The organism is Nitrosopumilus zosterae (genome assembly GCF_025998175.1).
In the GTDB taxonomy this organism is placed as follows: Archaea; Thermoproteota; Nitrososphaeria; order Nitrososphaerales; family Nitrosopumilaceae; genus Nitrosopumilus; species Nitrosopumilus zosterae.
The window spans coordinates 760,637-784,150 of sequence record NZ_AP026695.1 but is presented as its reverse complement, the minus strand read 5'-3'; the positions used below and the strand labels follow the sequence as shown (position 1 = coordinate 784,150).

General features: G+C 33.9%; 30 protein-coding genes. 12 read left to right on the top strand and 18 right to left on the bottom strand.

Annotated elements, in window-relative coordinates:
• Positions 1–18: 18 nt before the first annotated feature.
• The gene (locus OO712_RS04650; protein ID WP_160049222.1) at positions 19–180 is read right to left on the bottom strand and encodes a hypothetical protein; all 162 of its coding nucleotides are present in this window, start codon (positions 178–180) and stop codon (positions 19–21) included.
• A 168-nt stretch (positions 181–348) separates the two neighbouring features.
• On the opposite strand from OO712_RS04650, the gene OO712_RS04645 reads away from it, so the two are divergent.
• Entirely contained in the window at positions 349–921 is a 573-nt protein-coding gene (locus tag OO712_RS04645; protein WP_200829095.1) for a hypothetical protein, read from the top strand.
• 5 nt (positions 922–926) lie between these two features.
• Here the strand turns inward: OO712_RS04645 and OO712_RS04640 are convergent, their stop codons facing one another.
• From OO712_RS04640 to OO712_RS04620, 5 genes are all read right to left on the bottom strand, one after another.
• Positions 927–1,256 (bottom strand): transcriptional regulator, encoded by a 330-nt coding sequence (locus OO712_RS04640; RefSeq protein WP_109877179.1) that lies wholly within the window; start codon positions 1,254–1,256, stop codon positions 927–929.
• A 91-nt stretch (positions 1,257–1,347) separates the two neighbouring features.
• Positions 1,348–2,217, bottom strand: coding sequence for a transcription initiation factor IIB (locus OO712_RS04635; RefSeq protein ID WP_425342918.1), 870 nt, complete (start codon positions 2,215–2,217; stop codon positions 1,348–1,350).
• Positions 2,218–2,273: 56 nt separating this feature from the next.
• A complete protein-coding gene (locus OO712_RS04630; RefSeq protein ID WP_109877181.1) occupies positions 2,274–2,564 on the bottom strand; it encodes an AlbA family DNA/RNA-binding protein in 291 nt (96 codons plus the stop codon).
• Between the two features lie 132 nt (positions 2,565–2,696).
• Positions 2,697–2,807 (bottom strand): CxxC-x17-CxxC domain-containing protein, encoded by a 111-nt coding sequence (locus tag OO712_RS04625; protein WP_263970080.1) that lies wholly within the window; start codon positions 2,805–2,807, stop codon positions 2,697–2,699.
• A gap of 94 nt (positions 2,808–2,901) precedes the next feature.
• The gene (locus OO712_RS04620; protein WP_109877183.1) at positions 2,902–3,165 is read right to left on the bottom strand and encodes a hypothetical protein; all 264 of its coding nucleotides are present in this window, start codon (positions 3,163–3,165) and stop codon (positions 2,902–2,904) included.
• A 128-nt stretch (positions 3,166–3,293) separates the two neighbouring features.
• Between OO712_RS04620 and OO712_RS04615 the strand changes: the two genes are divergently transcribed.
• Positions 3,294–3,716: a cobalamin B12-binding domain-containing protein gene (locus OO712_RS04615; protein ID WP_109877184.1), complete on the top strand. Its 423-nt coding sequence runs from the start codon at positions 3,294–3,296 to the stop codon at positions 3,714–3,716.
• Between the two features lie 9 nt (positions 3,717–3,725).
• Here the strand turns inward: OO712_RS04615 and ilvC are convergent, their stop codons facing one another.
• Positions 3,726–4,724, bottom strand: a complete 999-nt coding sequence (ilvC, locus tag OO712_RS04610; RefSeq protein ID WP_200829085.1) for a ketol-acid reductoisomerase — start codon at positions 4,722–4,724, stop codon at positions 3,726–3,728.
• Between the two features lie 480 nt (positions 4,725–5,204).
• Between ilvC and OO712_RS04605 the strand changes: the two genes are divergently transcribed.
• Positions 5,205–5,618, top strand: coding sequence for a hypothetical protein (locus OO712_RS04605; RefSeq protein WP_109877186.1), 414 nt, complete (start codon positions 5,205–5,207; stop codon positions 5,616–5,618).
• 379 nt (positions 5,619–5,997) lie between these two features.
• Here the strand turns inward: OO712_RS04605 and OO712_RS04600 are convergent, their stop codons facing one another.
• On the bottom strand, positions 5,998–6,528 hold the full coding sequence (locus tag OO712_RS04600; protein ID WP_109877187.1) for a nicotinamide-nucleotide adenylyltransferase: 531 nt from the start codon (positions 6,526–6,528) through the stop codon (positions 5,998–6,000).
• A 34-nt stretch (positions 6,529–6,562) separates the two neighbouring features.
• On the bottom strand, positions 6,563–7,483 hold the full coding sequence (locus tag OO712_RS04595) for an EF-Tu/IF-2/RF-3 family GTPase (protein WP_109877188.1): 921 nt from the start codon (positions 7,481–7,483) through the stop codon (positions 6,563–6,565).
• Positions 7,484–7,796: 313 nt separating this feature from the next.
• Between OO712_RS04595 and OO712_RS04590 the strand changes: the two genes are divergently transcribed.
• On the top strand, positions 7,797–8,660 hold the full coding sequence (locus OO712_RS04590) for a transcription initiation factor IIB (protein ID WP_264953968.1): 864 nt from the start codon (positions 7,797–7,799) through the stop codon (positions 8,658–8,660).
• Positions 8,661–8,681: 21 nt separating this feature from the next.
• A complete protein-coding gene (locus OO712_RS04585) occupies positions 8,682–9,242 on the top strand; it encodes a TATA-box-binding protein (protein ID WP_109877190.1) in 561 nt (186 codons plus the stop codon).
• Between the two features lie 192 nt (positions 9,243–9,434).
• On the opposite strand, the gene OO712_RS04580 is transcribed toward OO712_RS04585, so the two are convergent.
• The 3 genes from OO712_RS04580 to OO712_RS04570 are packed head-to-tail and all read right to left on the bottom strand — an operon-like array spanning position 9,435 to position 13,124.
• Positions 9,435–10,187, bottom strand: a complete 753-nt coding sequence (locus OO712_RS04580; RefSeq protein WP_109877191.1) for a DUF726 domain-containing protein — start codon at positions 10,185–10,187, stop codon at positions 9,435–9,437.
• Positions 10,187–11,845 (bottom strand): methionine--tRNA ligase, encoded by a 1,659-nt coding sequence (gene metG, locus OO712_RS04575; protein ID WP_109877192.1) that lies wholly within the window; start codon positions 11,843–11,845, stop codon positions 10,187–10,189. The genes OO712_RS04580 and metG overlap by 1 nt, the downstream gene beginning before the upstream one ends.
• A 37-nt stretch (positions 11,846–11,882) precedes the next feature.
• Positions 11,883–13,124, bottom strand: a complete 1,242-nt coding sequence (locus tag OO712_RS04570) for an adenosylhomocysteinase (RefSeq protein ID WP_109877193.1) — start codon at positions 13,122–13,124, stop codon at positions 11,883–11,885.
• A 75-nt stretch (positions 13,125–13,199) separates the two neighbouring features.
• Here OO712_RS04570 and OO712_RS04565 point away from each other — a divergent pair, with 75 nt between their 5' ends.
• From OO712_RS04565 to OO712_RS04545, 5 genes are all read left to right on the top strand, one after another.
• Positions 13,200–13,502, top strand: a complete 303-nt coding sequence (locus OO712_RS04565) for a Rieske (2Fe-2S) protein (RefSeq protein ID WP_109877194.1) — start codon at positions 13,200–13,202, stop codon at positions 13,500–13,502.
• A gap of 114 nt (positions 13,503–13,616) precedes the next feature.
• The gene (locus OO712_RS04560; protein ID WP_264953952.1) at positions 13,617–14,027 is read left to right on the top strand and encodes a hypothetical protein; all 411 of its coding nucleotides are present in this window, start codon (positions 13,617–13,619) and stop codon (positions 14,025–14,027) included.
• A 216-nt stretch (positions 14,028–14,243) separates the two neighbouring features.
• The gene (locus OO712_RS04555) at positions 14,244–15,035 is read left to right on the top strand and encodes an NAD+ synthase (RefSeq protein ID WP_109877195.1); all 792 of its coding nucleotides are present in this window, start codon (positions 14,244–14,246) and stop codon (positions 15,033–15,035) included.
• 2 nt (positions 15,036–15,037) lie between these two features.
• Entirely contained in the window at positions 15,038–16,426 is a 1,389-nt protein-coding gene (gene cysS / locus OO712_RS04550; RefSeq protein WP_109877196.1) for a cysteine--tRNA ligase, read from the top strand.
• Positions 16,427–16,534: 108 nt separating this feature from the next.
• Complete coding sequence (locus OO712_RS04545; protein WP_109877197.1) at positions 16,535–16,819, top strand: hypothetical protein; 285 nt, start codon at positions 16,535–16,537, stop codon at positions 16,817–16,819.
• A gap of 5 nt (positions 16,820–16,824) precedes the next feature.
• Here OO712_RS04545 and OO712_RS04540 read toward each other — a convergent pair whose 3' ends face one another.
• The 3 genes from OO712_RS04540 to OO712_RS04530 form a co-directional block, all read right to left on the bottom strand.
• Positions 16,825–17,649 (bottom strand): mechanosensitive ion channel family protein, encoded by an 825-nt coding sequence (locus OO712_RS04540; protein WP_109877198.1) that lies wholly within the window; start codon positions 17,647–17,649, stop codon positions 16,825–16,827.
• On the bottom strand, positions 17,649–18,404 hold the full coding sequence (locus OO712_RS04535) for a DUF432 domain-containing protein (protein ID WP_109877199.1): 756 nt from the start codon (positions 18,402–18,404) through the stop codon (positions 17,649–17,651). The genes OO712_RS04540 and OO712_RS04535 overlap by 1 nt, the downstream gene beginning before the upstream one ends.
• Before the next feature lie 71 nt (positions 18,405–18,475).
• Positions 18,476–19,633 (bottom strand): Nre family DNA repair protein, encoded by a 1,158-nt coding sequence (locus tag OO712_RS04530; RefSeq protein ID WP_109877200.1) that lies wholly within the window; start codon positions 19,631–19,633, stop codon positions 18,476–18,478.
• 224 nt (positions 19,634–19,857) lie between these two features.
• Between OO712_RS04530 and OO712_RS04525 the strand changes: the two genes are divergently transcribed.
• The gene (locus OO712_RS04525; protein WP_109877201.1) at positions 19,858–20,787 is read left to right on the top strand and encodes a BtuF-related (seleno)protein; all 930 of its coding nucleotides are present in this window, start codon (positions 19,858–19,860) and stop codon (positions 20,785–20,787) included.
• 86 nt (positions 20,788–20,873) lie between these two features.
• On the opposite strand, the gene OO712_RS04520 is transcribed toward OO712_RS04525, so the two are convergent.
• Genes OO712_RS04520 through OO712_RS04510 form a run of 3 tightly spaced genes read right to left on the bottom strand, consistent with a single transcriptional unit; the run spans position 20,874 to position 22,895 of the window.
• Positions 20,874–22,088 carry a redox-regulated ATPase YchF gene (locus OO712_RS04520; protein WP_109877202.1) on the bottom strand — a complete coding sequence of 405 codons (1,215 nt, stop codon included), beginning with the start codon at positions 22,086–22,088 and terminating at the stop codon, positions 20,874–20,876.
• Positions 22,089–22,122: 34 nt separating this feature from the next.
• Complete coding sequence (locus OO712_RS04515; RefSeq protein ID WP_109877203.1) at positions 22,123–22,485, bottom strand: hypothetical protein; 363 nt, start codon at positions 22,483–22,485, stop codon at positions 22,123–22,125.
• Complete coding sequence (locus tag OO712_RS04510; RefSeq protein WP_109877204.1) at positions 22,482–22,895, bottom strand: CoA-binding protein; 414 nt, start codon at positions 22,893–22,895, stop codon at positions 22,482–22,484. Before OO712_RS04510 ends, OO712_RS04515 begins: the two co-directional genes overlap by 4 nt.
• A gap of 85 nt (positions 22,896–22,980) precedes the next feature.
• On the opposite strand from OO712_RS04510, the gene OO712_RS04505 reads away from it, so the two are divergent.
• Positions 22,981–23,499, top strand: coding sequence for a hypothetical protein (locus OO712_RS04505; protein ID WP_109877205.1), 519 nt, complete (start codon positions 22,981–22,983; stop codon positions 23,497–23,499).
• The last annotated feature ends 15 nt before the right edge of the window (positions 23,500–23,514 follow it).

Below are 23,514 nucleotides of genomic sequence, written 5' to 3'. Positions count from 1 at the left end.
ATTTTTAATTTTCAGGTATTATGTCCATGGATCGGATTTTTCATCCCATGAAATAGCATTAAACCCATTTTCAGAAAGCGAAGTACTGTCCTTAATTCCTGAAAGTAGGCATTCATCGGAGCAATGAGTAAGTTCTGAAATTTTCATATATTTTCCACAGTTTTCACAGTATTTTCCCATGTCTTAAATCACCAAATAGTTTTTTTGTGTTATCTCCCAGCATCCAAAAGTCAAATTAGATTATAAGATAATTCTAAATTATCAGTGCTGAGAACAAATGTTTTGAGCACAATAGATCCAACTTATATGATCTTAATACTTGTTTTTTGTTAATTGGATTCAAACACAATAAAGTCACAGCAGCATCCAACAAAGAAAGAAAAAACACGGAGTGTGACTTATCGCTTACCTGTAAAATTAGTTGAAGAGATAGAGGCAGAAGCAATGAACCGCAATATATCACACAATGTAATGGCAAGACAAATTTTAGAGAAATACATTCGATGGGACAGATTTACAGAAAAAATAGGCATTATACCAGTACCGAAAAAAATTCTGGACATTCTGGGAACTGAAATGAGTTCAAAGGACATTAATGAAATTATCAATGTAATAAAACCTGTAATTAAAGACACGGTTTTATTTATCAAAGGAGGGTATGATTTGAAACGATGTATTGAGACATTAGAAGACTATATGCGTGCGTCTGGAATGAAATCAGATCACAGAATAGAGGGAGCATCACATCATTTTGTAATTCAACATGAACTAGGTAGTAACTGGTCAAGATTCACAGAGCAGTTATTGGGAGAAATATTTCATGAATTTTTACCTGACACAAGAATGAAATCACAAACAACCGAATCTACTGTTGTTGCAACTATCAAACTAGGCGAAGATTTCATGGAACATGATTATTAGAAACTCTAGTTTTTGTTAAAAACGACATCCATGGCAATCTCTCCATCAGAGAATCGTGTATTGACTTCTTTGATTTTACTCTTATACAAAAAGAGTCGTTTGCCTTCATCAGTGATAATTCCAGAAGTACGAATCATATGTGAATCATGAAGTTGTTGGATTCTTCTATAAACAGTACTAAGCGGAATCTTTTTTTCACGAGATATCTCAATAGCAGATTTTGAAATATTCATTATTGAATCCAGAATCAATCTACAATATTTGTCAGAAAGTATTTCAAGAAAAACTTCTTTTCTTTCTGGTTCCTCGATTTTTAATTGATTTATGATTTGCATATATACTATAGGTGATTTTTGAATATAATCAGTGAGTAGACAGTTATGTGCACTGCAAGACAAAATTTATGAAAATAGGAATATAAGATAATTAAATTTCAGATTTTGTTGTTTGGTCTGCTTTTAGACCCTTGTATCGATTTCTTATTGTAACCTCTGTGACGCCAGCAGCTTCTGCAAGATCCCGTTGAGTGATAGACACCCCATTATGTACACAGGATAGGTATAATGCAGTTGCAGCCAATCCCATAGGGTCTTTCCCTGCAGATTCTTTGCGTTCTTGTGCATCCTTTAGCACTTTAACTGCATAACGTTTAGTTTTCTCAGAAATATCCAGTTTGCTTGAAATTCTTGCGATGCACTGGATTGAATCCACCACGGGCATTTTTAGCTCTAACTCATGATGTAGTAATCGATAGCAGCGCGCAATATCTTTACGTTTGACATTTGCAGCATCTGCTATATCTTTCAGAGTTCTAGGGGTTTCAGTGTCTCTACAAGCTGCATAAAGTGCCGCTGCAATCATTGCGGCAATAGATCTTCCGCGGACAAGTTTCTTCTCCAAAGCCTTTCTGTAAATATATGATGCTTTTTCAAGAACATTTGCAGGAATGGCAACCTTGTCTTTTAATTTATTTAAATCACTAAGAGCTTGTCTCAAATTTCTATCAATAGGCTCGTGAACTTGACTTCTACTATCCCAAGTTCTCAGCCTTTCAATGGTGCTCTTCATGGATGTAGAAAGAGGTTTCCCAGATGCATCCTTGTTTATCGGATTAATAACTGTGGACAATCCCATATCATGAATCATCAGTGAAGACGGAGCCCCTGTTCTTGTTGGATCTGTTCCGCCATCTTTTGAAAATGACCTCCATTCAGGTCCAGAATCTTGAAGTGTCTCTGAAATTACAAATCCACATTTGCCACAAAATCTTTCTCCTGTAACATCATCTGATAACATAGATTTCTTTCCACAACGTAAACAAAGAGAATTTTGATTTGCTGTTACCATTGAAACTACCTTGATGCTTCTGCCCTTTTTAGAGAAATCTCAATTGAAGAAACATCACGGTGTCTGCCATCTTGAGAAACAAGTGATTCTGAACCAATTTTTATGTTCCCGATTACAAAAGCAGGCTTTGTTTTTTTCAACACTATTTGTGCAACATCTACTGCATGTGCAATAGTCATTCCTCTGGCTTTAATTGTAATTAAAGGCATGGTAGCTAATTGAATAATTGCTGATGTAACATAAGTCATCAAGGGTTTTTTCCCAATGAAAATTGTATCTTTAGAGTTGTTTGACATATTGCAATCGTATTGACGCATAATTTAAACTGAGTATATGCTAGGAAATCATCAAAAAAAGAAAAAAGATTTTGAGTATATTTTGGAAATAATTTAGTTCAAAATTAATTAAACAAAACTAGCCTAAAATCATCAATTGCGATGTTTGGGTAAACATTCTCGGCAATAAACTGGTCTGTCCGCTTTTGGTTCAAAAGGAACTTCAGAATCTTTGCCACAGTCAGAACATGTACATTTGTACATCTTTCTATCTTCGGACATATTATACTGAATTTTCTCAACTATAAGAACCGTGACTATTTTTCCAAAAAAGGAATTTATCTAAAAAAGATACCAATTAGGCAATTACTGTAATTTCACGACTTGACATGCCGCCATAACCAGGATCAATTTTTTGTTTAGGATTCAACGAGGTATCATGATGACATGCTTTGTTACATACAGGGCAGAATTTTCTATCAAGTACAATGCATTGACAAATATGATTTTTCACATATGCTTGTGCTGCATTATTCCATTCTCCAGTCCCATTGCAATAGACACAAACATTTGGTCCAGAAGAGCCAATTCCCTTACAAAAATCACATACGTCTTCAGTCATATCTATTATTACTGGAACATTCTAAGTTTTGAATCAATATATTTGAAGAGATTAGAGCGCTATAGCAAAAAAATAGATTTACGAAAATCAAATAAACCCTTTAAAACACACAAAATATAGCAATAATCATGAAGCAAAAAGTTGCAACACGAAGTATCAAGATATTAGTTGCCAAATTAGGGCTTGACGGTCACGATAGAGGTGCGCTAGTACTTTGTAGGGCATTCAGAGATGCAGGGATGGAAGTTATCTATTCAGGGCTTTTTGCAACACCAGAAAGAATTGCACAAATTGCAGAAGATGAAGATGTGGATGCCGTAGCAATGAGTTTGTTAAATGGTGCACATGGAACTCTTTTTCCAAGAGTTGTCAAGGCATTAAAAAAGAAAGGAATTAACGATGTTCTCATAGTAGGTGGCGGAGTCATACCAGACATAGACCATAAAGATTTGATCAAAGCAGGAGTCGACCACGTTTTTGGTCCAGGTACACCATTACCGACAATTATCAATCACATCACAACAGGCGTGTCTAAATTAAGAAAAATATAAGAAAAAAGATTATTCTGTGGAATCAGGCCACATCATTTTACGCATTTCTTTACCAACTTTTTCAATTTGGTGTTCGTCATATTGTTTCATGTATTTGTCAAATGCATCTTTACCATTTTTCTGGTACTCAGAAATCCACTCGTTGTTGAATGTTCCATCTTGAATCATGGTAAGAACTTTTTTCATGTTGGATTTATTTGCAGAATCCATCACCATTGGTCCACGTGTTAAACCGCCATATCTAGCGGTTTCACTTACACGTCTCCACATGCCATTGATTCCATATCTCTGAATCATATCTACAATGAGTTTGAGTTCATGTAAAACTTCAAAGTATGCAATTTCAGGTTGATATCCTGCTTCAACAAGAGTCTCAAATGCATTTGTCACCATAGAAGCTGCACCACCACAAAGGTCTGCTTGTTCACCAAACCAATCAGTTTCTACTTCCTCTTTGAAAGCAGTTTTGATTAATCCAGCTCTTGCACTACCTATTGCCTTTGCAATTCCTAATGTTCTATCCCAAGCTTTTCCTGTAAAATCTTGTTCAACTGCAACAATTGCAGGAGTTCCAAAATTATCAAGATAGGTTTCTCTAACTTTAGAACCAGGTCCTTTTGGAGCGACCATAATTAGATCAACATTATTTGGTGCTTCAATCCATTTCCAATAGATTGCAGCTGCATGAGAAAATGACAATGCTTTTCCTTCAGAAAGATTTGGACCGATTTCATCCTTGTATACCTGACCTTGAATCATATCTGGAATCAATATGTGAATAATGTCACCTTGTTTTGTTGCTTCTGCAACAGACATTACTTTATGACCATCAGCTTCTGCCTTTTTCCAGCTGTTACCACCTTCCTTAAGACCAATAATTACATTCAGACCAGAGTCTTTCATGTTGTTAGCTTGTGCGTCACCTTGGATTCCATAACCAATTACAGCGATCGTTTGATCTTTTATTGGATCAAGGCTGATTTCGTTATCCTTCCATGTTTTTGCCATGATTTTTTCAAGAATACTGCAAATATTAACTAAATCAAATCATAGTATTATTATACCAAAATTATAAGATTTATGAATTTGGATCGAATATATTAGAAAATGAGACATAGTAGAATCGACTAACAATCAAATTCATCAAGGTCTGAGTCGTTTTCCAATCCTAAATGTTCGAGAATTTTCTCACTATGCATGATAATTCTTTTTTATTAAGGTATGAGTATAACTAGTTGTGTGTAGTAAAATTACACACATTATATGAGACATTAGATACTGTGCAAAGCAACATGAGAAATTATTGAAGAATGAATTTCAATAATCAGTACAAGATATTATAAAAAAATTAAAAAATAATAATTTACAGTTGCATATTGTATGTTTTTCAAATGGATTTGAAATTATTATGATTTTTGTATCTATGATTATTGTTTGTAATTACAAAACAAACAGAAATTTAAGTGAATTATTTTTGTTGTCTCAATAATGTATAATTACCAAAATCAGAACAAAACCAAAAAACAAAAAACATGTGTTGGTATTGAGTATGAAGTAGAAAGACCAAAACTTTACACCATGAAGAAAGTGGCTCTTTTTGGAATGTTTTCTTTGTTAAGCATTTTACTGCTAAACGTCCCAATAATGCTGGAAAACACTTTTGCTTATGGGATAGACGGTCATGAAAATCCAGAATACATAGACAAAGAATCTCTAGTAAAGATTCATTTTGTTACAGGCAGTCCAGTTACTTCTAATCAAATCACAGATTACTATGATTCAAATAGTTCTGAGATATTAGAAGAGAGAACTAATCAGAGAAACCATTTCTCATATGAGCAAACAGGGATTTCTTATGACTCATCATCAACAGACAACATTCATGAAAAAAGAAGAGATTGAGTCTAATCTAGAATAATCGTTTATTTTTATTTTTATTTTTTAAAAAGTACAGATGGGGATTTTATGATATTTTTAGATTCTTTAGAAGGTGTTTAAGTTCATCCAAAATTCATGATATTCAAAAAATCGATTAAGAATTAGAATAAAAACAGATGACATTTTTCGTTGTAGAGGTCATAATTAATAAAAATTTGATTCTGTAGTGTCAATATCTGATCGTAGTCTAAAATTAGCAAACTCAATTTAATTAACTATGAAATTTAGATTTCAATTATTTTGTTACAGGAGCGACACTTCACAGTGACTTTTTCAGCAATCAACCTGACAAATCTCTTTGAACCACATTTAGGACAAATAGGACAGGCACGTATAGGTTCCATTAATGTTTAGTAGGATTTGTGTCCGATTTAGAAATTACTGTCAGTCTATTTTTAGCATTAATTTTTGTAAGTAATTCATAAACAGCGTTTGGGACAGAATCTTTCCAATTTTCACCAGAAACAATCATTGAGCGAATTTTTGTTGCATTGTACAGAGTTCTATCTAAAAACATAGGTTCCATAACCTCAATACCAGAATCTGCAAGGATCATTGAAACATAATTGTTCCCACTAAACACTTTATCAAAATGTGGCAATGCAGATTTCAGATATGATGCCCAAGTTGCCACATTGAATTGGTTTTCTATAGATACAACAAAACATCTGGATAAATCCAAAGATGCCTCTTTTAGGGAATTATGAATCATCTCAATTCGTTCACCTGCAGTAAAAGGATCTTTTTCCAAATAATTAAACTGAGAACTAGTGATTGCAATAATTACTTCATCACACTCATCAAGAATTCGTGTTGCTAAATCCAAATGTCCCAAATGAAAAGGTTGAAACCTACCCATCATCAATCCGCGCATAACGAATAATTGTTTTTGATTTAATTAAATCAGTCTATTGGATAATTCCGCTTCCAAGAATTCTAATCGTAGGAGATTCGGGTTTTAGAATTACTGCGATTTGGCCTTTTTTACAGGCAATTGGTTTTTCAAATGTTAATTTTAGAGGGGAAAGAGACATGAATTTTGCAGCTTTAATTTGCAAACCAACATTTACTAAACATCCTTGATTTTCTGAAATATCATTTTTGTAAAAGGGATTTTTTTTGAAATTAAGTTCAATCTCAGTTTTTACATCTACTGCTCCTTCATTAGTGATTACGTCTCCTCGTCCAACTTCATCAGGTTTTACGCCCTTTACTGCAAGCCCTACCCTAGCAGGACAGACAGATTCTTCTACAGGGTCATCGTGCATTTGAATAGATTTTATCAGTACGTTTATTCCAGCAGGATATAATTTCAAGTTGGCATATTGTTTTATTTTTCCATGTGTTACTTTGCCTAAAATTACAGTTCCAACACCCTTGACATCAAAACAATGATCAATCACCATTTCAGATGGATCGTCATTTGAAACAGGTTCCAGTTTGTCCATTTCTTCTTTGATTTTTTCTGGATCAATTTTAGCATAATTTTCAACAACAGTTCCTTTGATCATTGCATTCAATTTGGATTCATCAACATCAAACGTATGAGATAAGATTCCTTTTTCTTTTTTCAAGGAATCTAATGCAATTATTTGCTCTCCAGTGAATTTGTCTAATTTATCCACATGAAAGATTACATATTCGGCCAAATTGATTGCCTGAAATAGTGGCTGAATTTTTTCTGGAAATCCATTTGGAGTTACCCAAGTTTTGATAACATCGGATTCTTTTCTATCATACAATGACAGATCAGTGACAGTTCCTTTTTTCCCAAATTCTGCTGCAATATCTTGTTTGCCTAGCACCACAAAATTTACAGATAATACCATAAGTTTTGAGTAAAAAATTTGGGTTAATGTAGGTTATTGTAATACATACACAACATGAATTCTATAAATTATAAAACTAGGGATGAAAATGATCATAATTAGAATATAGCGATATAATCCAAACCCCAGGCGCATTACTCATAAAAAATCAGTCCAATTTCAATACTATTTTAGAATCAAAAAAGAGATTTTTAAGAAAAATTGCAAAATAAGTCGGTTATTATAGGAAACAAAGTAAACAATATTGGTCATATTTTTGGTTTTAGAGATTATCAATGTAGATAGTGTCTGCAGACGTTGTGGAAAGAAATCCATGTTATCAGATGATGTTACAGGAGAAAGATTTTGTGGCAAATGTGGATTTGTAATTTCAGAGACACTTCAAGATTCTGGACCTGAATGGAGGTCATTTTCAAAAGATGGTGGAACAGATCCAACAAGAACAGGGGCTCCGACATCACTTGCAATGCATGATAGAGGACTCGCCACAATTATTAGTCCAATGAACAAGGATGCATCTGGGAAACCTCTTTCTACATCCATGAAGAGCACCATTGAAAGGCTGAGAACTTGGGATAGTAGAAGCAAGGTAAATGCATCTGCAGATAAGAATCTCAGACAAGCGCTAAGTCAGTTATCAACATTAAAAGACAAATTATCACTTTCAGATTCAGTAATTGAAAAAGCATCTTACATTTACAGAAAAGCATTAGAAAAAGGACTAGTTAGAGGTCGTTCAATTTCAGCTTTAATTGCAGCGGCACTTTATGCAGCTTGTAGAGACACTGAAACCCCTAGAACTCTGAAAGATGTTGCAGATGCAGGAAACATAAAGAAAAAAGATATTTCACGGTGTTACAGAATATTACATCAAGAGTTAGAGCTAAAAATGCCTGTGGTAAACCCGGTTCAATGCATTGCAAGAATTTCAAGCAAACTGGATATTTCTGAGAAAACTAAACGTTATGCAGCTAAAGTTCTTCAGATTGCTCGGGATCATGAGGAATCTGCAGGGAAAGACCCTATGGGATTAGCAGCAGCTGCGTTGTACCTCTCATGTGTAAAAAATGGTGAGGACAGGACTCAAAGAGACATTGCAGAAGCCTCAAATGTGACAGAAGTGACCATTAGAAATAGATACAAAGGTCTCAGATTAGACCAAGATACGGAGATATAGTCAAGAAATAATCAAAAAGACATGACAGAAACCAAGCCAGTAATAGCAATTGTTAACGTTGTAGCATCTGCAACAATTGAACAGAAATTAGATCTTGTAGACATAACAAAAAAATTCCCAGATGTGGAATATCATCCAGAGCAATTTCCTGGAGCAGTTTTCAGACTTAAAACTCCTCGAACTGCCACATTGCTTTTTGGTTCAGGGAAAATGGTTTGCACAGGTGCCAAATCAGAAGAGATGGCAATAAAAGCAGTAAATATTGTTGTTCAAAATTTAAGAAAAGGAAAAATCAAAATTAAAAACGAACCCATAGTTACAATTCAAAATATTGTATCATCAATTAACCTTGGAGGAAAAGTAAACTTGGAACAAGCAGCTAGAACCCTTCCAAGAAGCATGTATGAACCAGAGCAATTCCCAGGACTGATTCATAGAATGCTTGATCCAAAAACAGTAATTTTGATTTTCGCGTCAGGCAAATTAGTTTGTGTGGGTGCAAGAATTGAAAAAGACATTCATCGATCTGTCAATCAAATCCACAGTTTGCTCGAAGAGAAAAACTTGATGGTTTACAATTAACGTCTTGTTTAACAAGGATACTCTAAAAGATCATCAAAATCGTCACAAAATTCATCTAAAATATGCAAATGATACAAAATAGATTTATTGTTTTCAGAACAAGATACATGAGATTTCATAATATGTTGTGAAATTCATTTTTTGTATAAAAGAGTGACGTACGAATCATCCTATACCAACATGTTTACAAAATTACGGAAATGATTTAAGCACTTCAGCATAACTTGCAAATCTATGATTCTTGGGCTTTACTAATTTTTGATGATATTTACTTACAGGGTTTCCAATTGCACCATTTAGACCCAAACATCCTTTAACATATTTCTCATTATCAGCCCAAATTAAAACCTCATCAGAAGGAGCAAAATGATTAATAATTTTTTTATTCACAATGCTTTGAAGAATTTTTCCAAATTTTTTAGAGGATGGTATGTCTTCAGTAATGGATGCGCCAAAAAAATAAACAGCTTCGATTATCCCAATATTTTGTTTCTTTTTTGAGAGATACTCTAGCGTACTTAATATCACCTGAGATCCTAAAGAGTGGCCCATTAGTCTAATTCTTGTGTCAGGACTAGAACTTTTGAAATCTTCAATAAACAACCCAAGATTACGCCCATTTTTCTTTGCGATGCTTTGCCCTACTGCAAGGGCATGTTTTGCATGTTTTACCAGATGAGCCCCTGTTGTGTTGGAATCATAACTAAAACCAACTACAGGGTGAGAATATCCCAATTTTCGTAATCTATTTTTTGCTAACAATACCTTGGCAACAGCTCCTGCACGGTCATTTCTCAACCCGTGAATCATAATTGTGAGTTCTTTAGAATTTGTTAATTTTTTAAAATCTTTTTTTGGATACAAATAGTATGGATTGGTTTTGAGAGTTTTGCCATTAGAAAGATCATAGTATCCCCTAGTAGATATTCGTGGGATAGGAGTCATTATTTCTCAAAGGATCCAAGTTGCTTTTTGTGCTTTTCAATATCAGATTCTTCAACTTTTACAAACAACGGAGATGCGTCACCTAGAACATGTCCAGGAGCAACGGCAAATTTAGAGAGATCATTCCAGGAGAAATCAATAACGTTACCATCTAGTCCCAACTGTACCCAGATTTTTTGGGAAGATTCAGGCAGAAATGGGAAAAGAGCAATAGCAATACTTCTTGCAGCATTTACTGAAAGAAATACACAGTTTGCAGTTCCTGGTCCTTTTTTCCAAGGTTCTTTGTGCTGAAAATATGTGTTAAAGAAGGATGAGAATTCCATTATTCGCTTTAATGCCCTATCAAGATGATTCTGCTCCAAAAGACCACCAACATCTGCTGCAAGATTTTTTATCTTGTCTTCAGCCTCTAAATCTTTTTCATCAAAGGAGTCGATTTCGGGAACTTTTCCATCAAATGCTTTTTTGGTGAATCCTAATGCACGATTAACAAAATTTCCAAGATTTCCAATTAGTTCAGAATTAATTCGTGTTGTAAAATCATCCCAATCAAAATTCAAATCGTCCTGAGAATACGGATTAATTGATACAAGATAATATCTCAGATAATCTGCAGGATAAAATTCCAAAAATTGTTTTAAACCAATATACCAGTTTCTGCTTTTAGAAATTTTCTTTCCTTGAAGAGTAAGATGTCCTCGTGTAGGGATGTAATCAGGCAATTTGTATTCACTGCCTATCCCCAACCTCATGGCAGGTAAGAAAAGATAATGATGATACACAATGTCTTTTCCAATAAAATGATAAATGTCTGCAGAATTCCAAAACTCTTTTCCATTAATTCCTTTATCGTTTAGGAATTTCAATGCAGTAGAAATGTATGCAAGATGATTATCAAACCAACCATAGAAGACTTTGCCCTTTGCATCGTCAAGTGGAACTGGAACACCCCAAGAAATATCACGAGTGATATCCCAGTCAATCAATCCAGATTTAATCCAATTTTGGACGTATTTTTTAACATCTTTTTGCAGATGTTCATTTTCTTCAAGCCATTTAGTTAGAGAATCTCCAAAATTTTTGAGTTTGAAAAAATAGTGTTTTGTTTTTTCTTTGGTTGGCAATTGACCACAAAGAGAGCATTTAGGATCCGTAATTTCCTCAGGCACGCGACCACAACTTTCACAAAGATCAGAATATTGATCCTCTGCTTTACAATAAGGACATGTGCCTTTTACATATCTGTCAGGCAAGAATTTTTGATCATTATTACAATAGAATTGAATGATTTCTTGCTCATAGATATGTCCTGCATCATTTAATTTTTTAAAAACATCTTGAACAAATGCAATATTTTCTGTAGAACTAGTCTTGTAGAAATAATCAAATTGTATGTTAAACGCTGAAAAATCATCATAATCACGTTTATTCCAATAAGCAACGTATTCTGCAGGAGTCTTACCCTCTTTCTCAGATTGAATCAGAATAGGAGTTCCAAAATCATCGGATGCGCAGACATAATATGCCTCAACCCCATTTAGTTTTAGGAATCTAGTTGTGACATCTGCTGGGAGATAAGTGGATGCAACATGACCCAAATGAATTTCTCCATTGGCATACGGTAATGCACTTGTAACTATGGCTTTGTTATTCATCAGATACTGTCAAGAACTGTATTGAGGTTAAGAAGTTTTACCAGCTATTTGCATACTTTACTTGCTCTGGGGTGAGTTTATCAATTTTAACATTCATTGCAGCTAGTGCATCAATTGCTACTTGTTTATCAATTTCTTCAGGAACATTGATAATTTTATTTTCCATTTTGTTGTGATTCTTAAGAATATACAAAACAGACAAAATTTGGTTTGAAAATGATTGTGCCATAACCTCTGGCGGATGTCCTTCTGCTGCAACCAGATTTGCAAGTCTACCTTGTCCAATCAGATAGACAACTTTACCATTTTTCAAAGTACATTCATCAAGATTAGGCCTTACTTCTTTAACTGATTTTGACTGCTTTAACAAGAATTTACTGTCAATTTCCACATCAAAGTGGCCCACATTACCCATGATTGCACCGTTTTTCATTTGCAAGATATGCTCTTTTCTAATTACACTAGTCATACCAGTACATGTGACAAACATGTCACCGATTTTTGCGGCCTGAGACATCGGCATGACTTCAAAGCCATCCATATGAGCCTCAAGTGCTTTTACAGGATCAATTTCAGTTACAATTACCTTGGAACCCATTCCTTGGAATCGTGATGCGACACCGCGTCCAACCCAACCATATCCAATTACCACAACACGTTTTGACGCCATAAGTAAATTCATTGCCCTAAGATAACCATCAATGGTACTTTGTCCAGTGCCATACCTATTATCAAACATGTGTTTTGTATAAGCTTCATTTACTAAAATTACAGGATAACGAAGCTTTCCCTGATTTTCTACAGCTCTGATTCGAGTAACACCTGCAGTGGTTTCTTCAGTAGCACCAAGAATCTTCATGGTGTTGAATCTCTTATCAAAGTGAGCTTTGATGTTCATATCAGCCCCATCATCAGTCAAAATTGTAGGTTTGTGTTTTAACACTTGATCAATACACCAATCATATTCTTTGACAGATTGACCATGCCATGCATAAACATGAATTCCCTGTGATGCTAAAAAGGCGGCAATATCATCTTGTGTAGTCAATGGATTCCCACCACAACATGCCACAGTAGCACCAAGTTCTTTTGCGCCCATTAATAAAACCGAAGTCTCCTTTGTAATATGTAAGCAGAATCCAAGAGTTACACCTTTCAGAGGTTTTGATTTTTTGAATCGATTAATAGTATTATCAAGAATTTGCATGTGTGATCTGGCCCACTCGTATGATAGCTTACCTTCTTTGATCAATTTAGGATTGGACTTTACTTTGCTCAATAATAAAATCCTTGAATGGGACTATAAAATTCTATCATGCGAATCTAAATAAATGACAAAAATGTCAGAAAACCATTGACTTGGAAAAAGATTGCTGAAAAAGGCGAAGTTGGGGCAGGAAAAGGTAAAGCATTCAAAATCGAAGGAAAACAAATTGCAGTTTTTAATCAAGACGGGTATCATGCAATAGATGATCTTTGCGTTCATCAGGATGGTTCAATTGCCCCAGGTAAATTAGAGGGAGACATTGTAGAATGTCCATTGCATTTTTGGCATTATAATATCAAAACAGGAGAACTAACAGACTATCTCAAAGATGTCAAACTAGAGACATACAAAGTTGAAGCAAGAGATGACGGTATTTATGTCGATATCTAAAATGCCAATTTTCAATCAATAAATTTTAAAAATCAGGCACAGTCTGTTCACTCAAAATCAAACAAATATTCCACAACGGAACAACGTTTCTTCAAATTATTCCCTCAGTGTTTAATGCCAATAAATTATACAAGAGTATTGTCAGGCAATGTAATTCTTCCAGTATTGTTTGGAATCATAGTGATAGGATTTGCGCAACTTTCATTTGCAGAAGAATTAGAGAGTGCGACATTCATTGCAGTAAATGAAGAGAAATTTGAGCAGCCTCAATCAAGGCACAGTTATCAACAAGTGGTGATTTTTGGATACATCGAAGATTACAGCAGAGGTTCACAGATCACATTTGTCATAATTGCACCAGATAAATCACAGATAGAAATTACAACATACGCAGCAAGAAATGGAGATATTTATACCCCAATTCACATAACAGGTGATTCACAAATAGGTATTCATCAATTAATTTTGAAATATCAAGATGAAGAAATAGCATCAACATTATTTGAGATTTTAGAAAATCAATAAATCAAATCCCAAAAAATTTCAGGTCATTTTTAATCTGTAAATGAATAAAGAGGGAAGAGTTCTCCCTTTGTGTCAGGTATGCATTATGGATTGCATGAATTTTCCTATAATTTACAAATAATGATTCAGCATAAGGCATAATGTGTGTGCAAAATGAACTGATTTTCACTCAAATTAAGTAGAATTTTTATCCTCAGAAATAATCAACACTGATTATTGAATCAAGAGATAATTAACGAAATCAAAAATAAAGATTATGCATTAATTACACAGACATTAGAGAAATTTCTATCGGATCAAATAGAAAAAAATCATGTCAATGGATTAATTTTAGGATTAAGCGGGGGAATCGATTCAGCAGTTTTAGCTTATCTCTGTAAACGACAACTCAAAGAGAAAACAATTGCACTAATTATGCCAGACACATTAATCACACCAAAATCTGAAACAGAGGATGCACTCAAAATGATTGCACTGACAGGTATAGAATACAAGCTTATTGACATAAAACCAATTGTAAATGAATATTCAATGTACGTTGAGCCAAATAACTTGGCAAAAGGAAATCTACGCGCAAGAGTCAGAGCGAATATTTTGTACTACTATGCAAATTCCAAAAACTATCTAGTTTTAGGGTCTAGTGATAAAAGCGAGTACTTGTTAGGATATTTTACAAAATACGGAGACGGTGCGTCCGATATTACACCAATCATCTCATTATACAAATTACAGGTAAGAGAAATTGCAAAATATCTAGGGGTTCCTGAGAATGTAATTGCAAAAAGAAGCAGTCCTCATTTGTGGAAAGAGCATGAAGCAGAAGAAGAATTAGGAGCATCATATGAGGAGATAGATTCTATCCTGTACTGTTTATTTGATAAAAAGAAATCAATTGGAGAAACTGCTGAATTGACTCAAATTGATAAATCCTTAGTTGAAAAAATATATTCACAAAATAAAAACAGTGAACATAAAAGATTGCCTGCACCAAAGCCAGACAGAGATTAAAAATGAAGATTCACAATACATTGTTAAATTCGGAACAGGAGTTAGATATTTCAAAAAAAGTAAAAATTTACCTATGCGGAGTGACAGTATATGATGAATCACATATCGGTCATGCTAGAACGATCATAATTTTTGATGTACTAAGAAAATTCTTAGAGAGCAAAAATGTAGAAATTGAATTTGTCCAGAATTTTACAGATGTAGATGATAAAATAATTAATCGTGCAAATTCAGAAAACACAACTGCTGAGGCAATAAGCACAAAATACATTGAAAACTATTTCAAAGATTTTGATGGATTAAATGTAAAGCGTGCAACAAACTATCCAAAAGCCACAGAACATATTGACGACATTATAAAATTTATTGAAAAACTAATTGAAAAGAAAATTGCATATACTACAAAAAACGGAGTATATTTTTCAGTCTCAAAATTTCCAGAGTATGGAAAATTATCAAAGAAAAAAATTGATGAGTTACAATCAGGTTCCAGAATAGAAGTTGATGATGCAAAAAACGATCCTTTAGATTTTGCAGTATGGAAATTCTCAAGCACAGAACCCGTATGGGATAGCCCATGGGGGAAAGGGAGACCAGGTTGGCATATCGAATGTTCTGCTATGAGCATCAAGTATCTAGGAGAAAATTTCGATATTCACGGTGGAGGACGTGATCTAATATTTCCGCATCATGAAAATGAGATTGCACAATCTGAATCATGTACAGGTTTACCATTTGCAAAAATTTGGATGCATGTAGGCATGGTCACCATCAATGGAGAAAAGATGTCAAAATCATTAGGGAATATAAAATCAATCAAGCATGTTTTAGAGAACTGGGGTTCAAATATCATCAGATTATTCTGTCTGTCAGGACATTATTCAAAACCTATCGATTATTCTGAAGAACTGCTTAAAGAGAATGTAACAAAATGGAGACAAGTAGAGACAAGCTACTATGAATTAATTCATGCTCATGGTGAAAGTGACGAAAAAATAGATTCGATTATCTATAAAACAACCACAGATTTTGACGATGCATTAAATGATGATTTGAATACACATCTTGCATTATCTGCATTTTTTCAACTAGTAAAAGAGACCAATAGACTAGCAGCCGAGGAAAAACTAGGAAGCAAAGATGCACAAATCATAAAAAAAGAACTTGAAAGGATGATGAAAATTTTAGGGCTATCAATTCCAGAAATGACCGAAAGTGAAAAACAAGAAATCAATAATTTGATTTCAAATAGAGAGAAATTCAGAAAAGACAAACAATTTGAAGAAGCAGATAAAATTCGCGATAAACTAAATGATATGAACATAGAATTAATTGATCATAAAGGAAAAACAGTTTGGATGAAAAAAGAACTAATTCTGAATGACAATTAAAACATGATTCAGATAATCTGAAAAAATATGCCTGAAATCATTAGTCCAGTCTAATTAGTTCTATCTAATTTTCACATTATTTATTAGAATTAAAAATTAAAAAAAATCATGAATGTGTGGAATAAATTTTGGAAGTGGTATGAAGATAAAATATTAGGAAGTATCATAATAATTGCAATAATTCAATTCATTCAAGTTCCACATATGGTATGGAATGCAGACATCATGCTTGAAGCTGGATTAGTGTCAAGAATACACCCAGTGATTGATTGGTTCTTGTATGGAGTAGATTTAATTGAAATAATTTCCATAATTAATGTCGGAATGATCATGTTTGCTTTAATTAAGAAAAGAAGAGCAAGTAAAAATCAACCAAAAATCATAGAGAGATAAATTTCCTATTCTTTTGCTTGCCATATTACACGCTGAGGGAATGGTATTTCAATTCCAGCATCATCTAATGCAGATTTAGCAAATTTGAGTAAATGTGGCCCTACTGCATTCCAATCATTACGAGGATGCCAAACTAGAATTTCGATATTCACGCTTGAATCTGCCAATTCTTTAATTCGAAATTCAGGTTTTGGAAGCATCAAAACAAATGGCATAGATTTGCGAATTTGCTTCTCAAGTACGGATATAGCGCCAGCAATATCTTCTTTATAGGCAATTCCAACTACGGCCTCAGTTCTTCTTACAGGGGAAGAAGAAAGGGAGCGGATGTTTGATGTAAAGAATGATTCATTTGGGACTCTAATTATAGTGCCATCAAATTTTCTCACACGAACCGAAAAAGTACTGATATCCAACAAAGTTCCAGAAACATCTGAACCCGGAATCTCAATGTTATCACCTTGTTTTACTGGCTTTTCGATCATCAAGAAAACACCTGAAATTAAATTGGAAACTACAGATTGAGTAGCAAAACCAATCACTATTCCAAATATTCCACCTGCAACAAGCAAACCAGAAAGATCTAAGCCCGTGTTAGATGTAAAAACTAAGAAGGACAACAGAATTATTCCAAAATAGATTAGCTTTGCAAAGTTTTTTGCAGAATCTTGAGGAAGTTTTGGTGCATAGTATTTCATAAATAATAATTTAACAGTTCTTGCAATTATCACTCCCACACCCATAATTATCCCGCCAACTAACAATGACAGAAGGGTTAAACCTCCAACAAGTTCAACATCGGCTAAACTTTGTAGAAATTCAAATGCCATTAATCAACACCCATGTCCATGTGTTTTATGCTTTCAATTTGTTCAAATGTTGGAGACATTATCCAATCAGTTTGTATTTTATCTGAAGTCACATCAATTATTTCGAGAGTAAGTTTTTTCTTCATTATTGCACTTAAAGAATCAATTATAGCCTTTGAGTTTTTATAATAAATTGAGTTTCCAGTTATAGGAAAAACAATTTTTGAAAGTGTCAATCCTTTATCTAAATCATTTTTAATATCAATTTTTAAAACACCGTTTAGAAAAGGTATGGAATCATCATAGGATTCCACAATTTCAGAGAGAGCATATTTACAAAGATTTCCAGATTCAGGATCACCATACAAACAAAATCTTGAATTGTTAGGATCACATGTAAAGCAGTCTAAGGAATCCTTATGCTCATCATGAACTAAAAATACACCTATCTCTATTGGACATCTTACAAAAACAGTAACAGCAGAACCTTCAGACAGAAAAAGAGGAGTTTCAAAATCCAAATAGACATAGCTAGTTCTTTTAGCAGGATAATTCAAGGGTCTAATCGGAGACAGTTCAATGATTAGATCGTCAGATTTTGTAGGAATTATTTTTTTAACAATATTGTCTTCAGCGTCTTTTCGAACATATGAAAAAACATGATCACCAATTTTATCGATTTTAATAGTTATATCAGGAAGAGACAATTCAAGATTATCAATTACTTTGTAAATACCGTAATCGGAAAAAACTGATTCGGGTTGTATTTGACTCATAAGATCATTTGTTTTATTCCAAATCCATGATTTAACCTATGTGATTTTGGAATAAATTTTATTTAAAAAATTTAAAAAAAGTCAGATAAAGTTTTCTGATGAATTAATTTCAAAATATTTCCATTGGCCAGCCATTCAGATTTACTAATGCTCATTTTATTTGATGCTAATAATATTGCATCATCAAAATTATCTGCAAGCACAGATTTTTGTTTCATTGCCTCTCGGACTCCTTCACGAACCTGCCACACACCCACAGGAATGGCGTATTCAGGACGTATTTCTCTCAAAATAACAACTCCGGATTGAATTTTATTTTTGGCCAAATACTCCAAAACGCCTAATTTAGCTGCAAAATAGGCACCAGCAACTGCAGGAGGATGATCAATTCCACGTGCATCTTCGTAATCAGAACCAAACCCCAATATCCCATTAGAATACCATGCCTCAATCATTTCATAGATCCACCTATGAGGAAACAATACAATGACGAAAACATTTCCCAGATGTTCATAAGAAAAAATTTTGCAGGAATCAATTATCGAATAATCTAGAATTTCATCAACCAGGGATTTAGAAATAATGTCATCAGTGGCAGTGATACTCCATTTAGTTGGAACTAGTTTTCTTTTTTGACCCAACATTCCAATACTAAAACATTTTTGAATCTTTGAAATTTCAATTCCAGAATTATATAAATTCAAAACTGCATCCTGTGCTTTCATATCCTTATCATAGAATGTTTTTTCTATTGATTTTTCAGATGTTGTTCCTGAAAATTTTGCTGAGTGGATAATACCAGTTGGGCCAAACGGTGCACTTTCTCCATCAAGTGAAATATGAGACGATGTGGATTTTTCAAATATCAAATCAGAGTCAATTGGTTGTGAAGACATTACAACTTCTTGAAGATTTTCAATGTATCTTCCTTCAGTTTTATTAACAGAGATCTTTTGTATTCCGCGCACTAGATTTAATCTGAAATTTACGATATCTTCTAAAGATTTTCCTTTCCATCTTTCAGGACTGTCAAGTATGCTGGTATCGCCATGTGCTGGAGGAACCATTGGTCCAACAAAGACTTTAGGATAATTATAGGAGCCAACAAAAACAGAAGGGGGACTAGTGCCACTTATCGAATCAGATGAAAACAGATTACCGTGTTTTGAAAGCGTTTCATGCCATTTTGCCAAAATTGATCGTCTAATCTCCTGAGAATCTGAGTACATTGCAGTTTGTGTCTGAAATGAGTCTATTAATCTGCCTGATAATGAAAATTGACGGTTAGTTTATGACAACTATTCTGGATCTTCATGTTCTCTTTCACATCCACAGTGAGGACATATTGTTTGATTTTGCCATAGTTCCTTACCGCAATTTCTACAAGATTGGGGTTTCATAATATGTGTAAGATTAGATTGGATTTAAGAACTTGTAAAATAATGTATCATTATTGCCAAAAAGAATAGTCTCATTTTTGCCTAGTGCAACAGAATTACTATATGAATTTGGGGTACAAAATGATCTTTTTGGAGTTACACATGAATGTAAATTTCCTCAAGATGCAACAACAAAACCACGAATAATCAATTCCGTTATCAATTCAGATGAATTGACTAGTGATCAAATCAACACAATGACATGTAGATTACTAAATGATGGGAAAGACATTTTCACAGTAGATGAAGAGAAAATTAGAGAAGCAGATCCAGATCTGATTATAGCTCAAGAGACATGTGAAGTCTGTGCAGCACATACTAATCAAGTTAACAAAGCACTACAAATTCTTCAAACGAAACCAATTCTTTACTCAATGGATCCCCATAATTTGCAAGAGATTATTCAATCGGTAATAGAATTAGGAAAAATTTTAGGTAAAGAGTCCAAAGCCCGTGAAATTACAGAATCCCTTGAAAAAAGAATAGACGGTATTAGAAATAGTCCCAAAAATAAAAAACCCAAAGTTCTTGCAATAGAATGGATTGAACCATTTTTTACTGCAGGTCATTGGATTCCAGAGATGATAGAGATTGCAGGAGGAGTCAACACTATTAGCAAAATGGGAGAGCATTCACATCGTTTAGAGTTTTCTGAGATAGTTAAAGCAGATCCAGACATCATCATCATGATGCCATGCGGTTTTGACACAAAACGTACAATTTTAGAATACAACAATATTCTGAAAAAAGACCAAAAATGGAATTCACTTAGAGCAGTAAAGGAAAATAAAGTATTTGCAGTAGATGCAAATTCATTTTTTAGCAAACCCAGTATTAGAACAATTGAAGGATTGGAAATTCTAGCCAAAGTAATTCAGCCAAAAAAATTCAAAAATCTCAAAGTATCTGATGAATCATTTTTTAGAATAAAAAATGAGAGTTAAAATCAAAGATCAAATAGGTTTTCATTCAAACCAATAATCAAGATGTATTTGTTGAGGTAGCATTGAGAGCAAAACCAAGTAAAAAACTAGTTGTTTTTTGCTGCACTTACTAGGGATACAACATCCCTATCTCTTAGTTGATAGTCAACAGGTAATCTCAGATTGTATCTCAAATCTTTCCCATAAAGTAGTCCCTTGGTGAGATCAGTATGGATTTCCTTTGCAAGATCACCTATGGTGGCCCCATCTTTTAGTAAAATTAAATCAGGTAGAATTCTACCCTTTTTGTCAGTTAGATTCGTTTCGTCAGCTACAGGATAAATGGAGTTCATTTTCAGTAGTTTGAATACTGCAACATTAATTGCAAATTGAACTCCAGTTCTCATATATTCTCCCATTATTCCTTTTTTGATAAAATTAAGTGCATTGACTTGTTTCTCATTAAGATCCTCAGATTTGATGATTTCAAATTGTTCAGAACCAGGAGAGTATTTTATCAATCCTTTTTGTTCTGCTCTTCTTAGACTAAACTCACTATCCCCACTTACTGGAATAACTATAGAATCATTGTAACGTTCTCGTAATCTTGCAAAGTTTTTGTCAGCACCTTCAACATCAACTTTGTTGGCAACTATCAAAGTGGGTTTGGATATTTTTCTCAGATGAGACACAAATTTCTTGCTATCAACCATATCAAAATTATCAAAGTTTTTTTCTTCTAATCCTGTTGCCAAAAATGTTTCTTTAACATGATTCTTGTTTACACCAATTCCACGGTACAAATCAGTGATAGCATCAGAGATGTCAGTTCCAGTTCTAATGAGTTTTGATATTTTTTCTCTGTTTCCTTCCAAAATTTTATGATACCACATGATTAATTCTTCTTCAATATCGGCAAAATCGGAGATTGGATCTCCAGTACCAACTTCAGAGATTTTTCCTGTAGAGTCAATCCCTCCAGATGCATCAACTACATGAAGAAGAGCATCAGATTGAGCAGCAATTGATAAGAACTGATTTCCAAGCCCCTTGCCTTTCCACGCGTCTTTGATTAATCCAGGTAAATCAATCAATTCAATAGGAATGTATCTCCAACCATCAAGACATTTTGAGTTATTTGGATTATCCTGAATTTTAAATTCCGGATGAACACATAACGTAATGGCATGTGCAATTCCCGAGACAGGTGATTTAGTAGTGAAAGGATATGATGAAATTTCTTCAGAGGACAATGTTGCAGAATTAAAGAAAGTGGTTTTTCCAGTATTGGTTTTTCCAATCAATCCAAGCTTAATAGGCATGACATAATTCACAGTTGAGAATATTTATCTTTGCCTAGGAATGAGAGTGTTTTTGATTTTTGATTTTTTCTAAAGTTTTCTCCATTTCTTTTAACGCCCAATCAATATCAGATAAATCATCTTCAGATAGGGAGCTTTGCCACTTGTCCAATACACTGTTTGCGATTTCAGAGGAATTGTAAAGAATGTTCCAGTAGGGATGATGTTCAGCTGTTGCATATGCAAGCTCAGCTACGTCATGTAGGCCGTTTTGTGCTCTTGTTAGAGATGTAATTTTTTCACCAAATATTTTGACGATGTTATTTTCAAGATCTGGTTCTATCTTTAAAGGAATGTTTTGTTTTTCATATTTTTTTGCCAAATCAAGTAAATCATGATAGAAATTCTCAAAAGTCATTTCATTAGTCTCTGATGTTCTGCCAACATGCATCTATTGAATACAACATCTATTCCTTCTTTTCTTGCCATGTTTTCCGCTTCAGAATTATGGATTCCTTCTTGTAACCAAATTACTTTGGGTTTTTTCTTTATCGCATCTTGAATCACAGGCAAAACCTGATCTGATGGTCTGAATATATCTACAATGTCAATATCACCATCGATTTTTGAAACAGAATCATAGCATTTTTTACCCAATATTTCAACAGAAGTGGGATTTACAGGTGTTATATCATATCCATTTTCCAAGAGATATTTTGGGACATAGTGTGCAGCTTTTGAAGAATCTTTAGACATGCCAATTACTGCAACTCTTCTCATGGAGAGAAAATTATGGATTTGCTCATCAGTGTGTTTATCTTGTTCCATAAAAATAGCACAAAGTTGCAGAATATAATTTTTGAAAGTTTAAGAAAAACAAAGTATTTTTAGTCATAAGAAAGGAAAAGCATGGATGGAGACAGAACCAAAAGATCTCATAGTTTTAGGAGCAATTAAACATGGAATTAAGAAATTTGATAAAATCCAGAAAACAACCCAAATTGAAGCTGAAGAACTCAATAAAATTTTAGAGCGATTAGAAAATAGAGGGTTTATCAAAGTAGTTGAGAAAAAGGGGTGGTTAGGGAAAAAAATAGAGATAGATGTCACCGATAAAGGTTCAAGAGAGGTAGATGAGCGCGTGCATGAATTACAAACAAAATGGAATCAAATGTCTCAAATTTACAAAACAGGAGACAAAGAAAAAATGAAGGAGTGTATGGAAGAAAACAAGTCGTTTTTACCAACAATGATGTTCTTTGGAGTAATGGACATGGTGATGTTTTCAATGATGTTCAGTATGATGGGAATGGCAATGTCAGATTATGTTCCAGCAGAAAGTATGCCAGAAGGGGCTGACACAGGAATGGATGATGGAAGTATGGACGGAGGGGCCGATGATGGTGGATTCGACATCGATATTGGATTCTAGTTCATATTTTATACT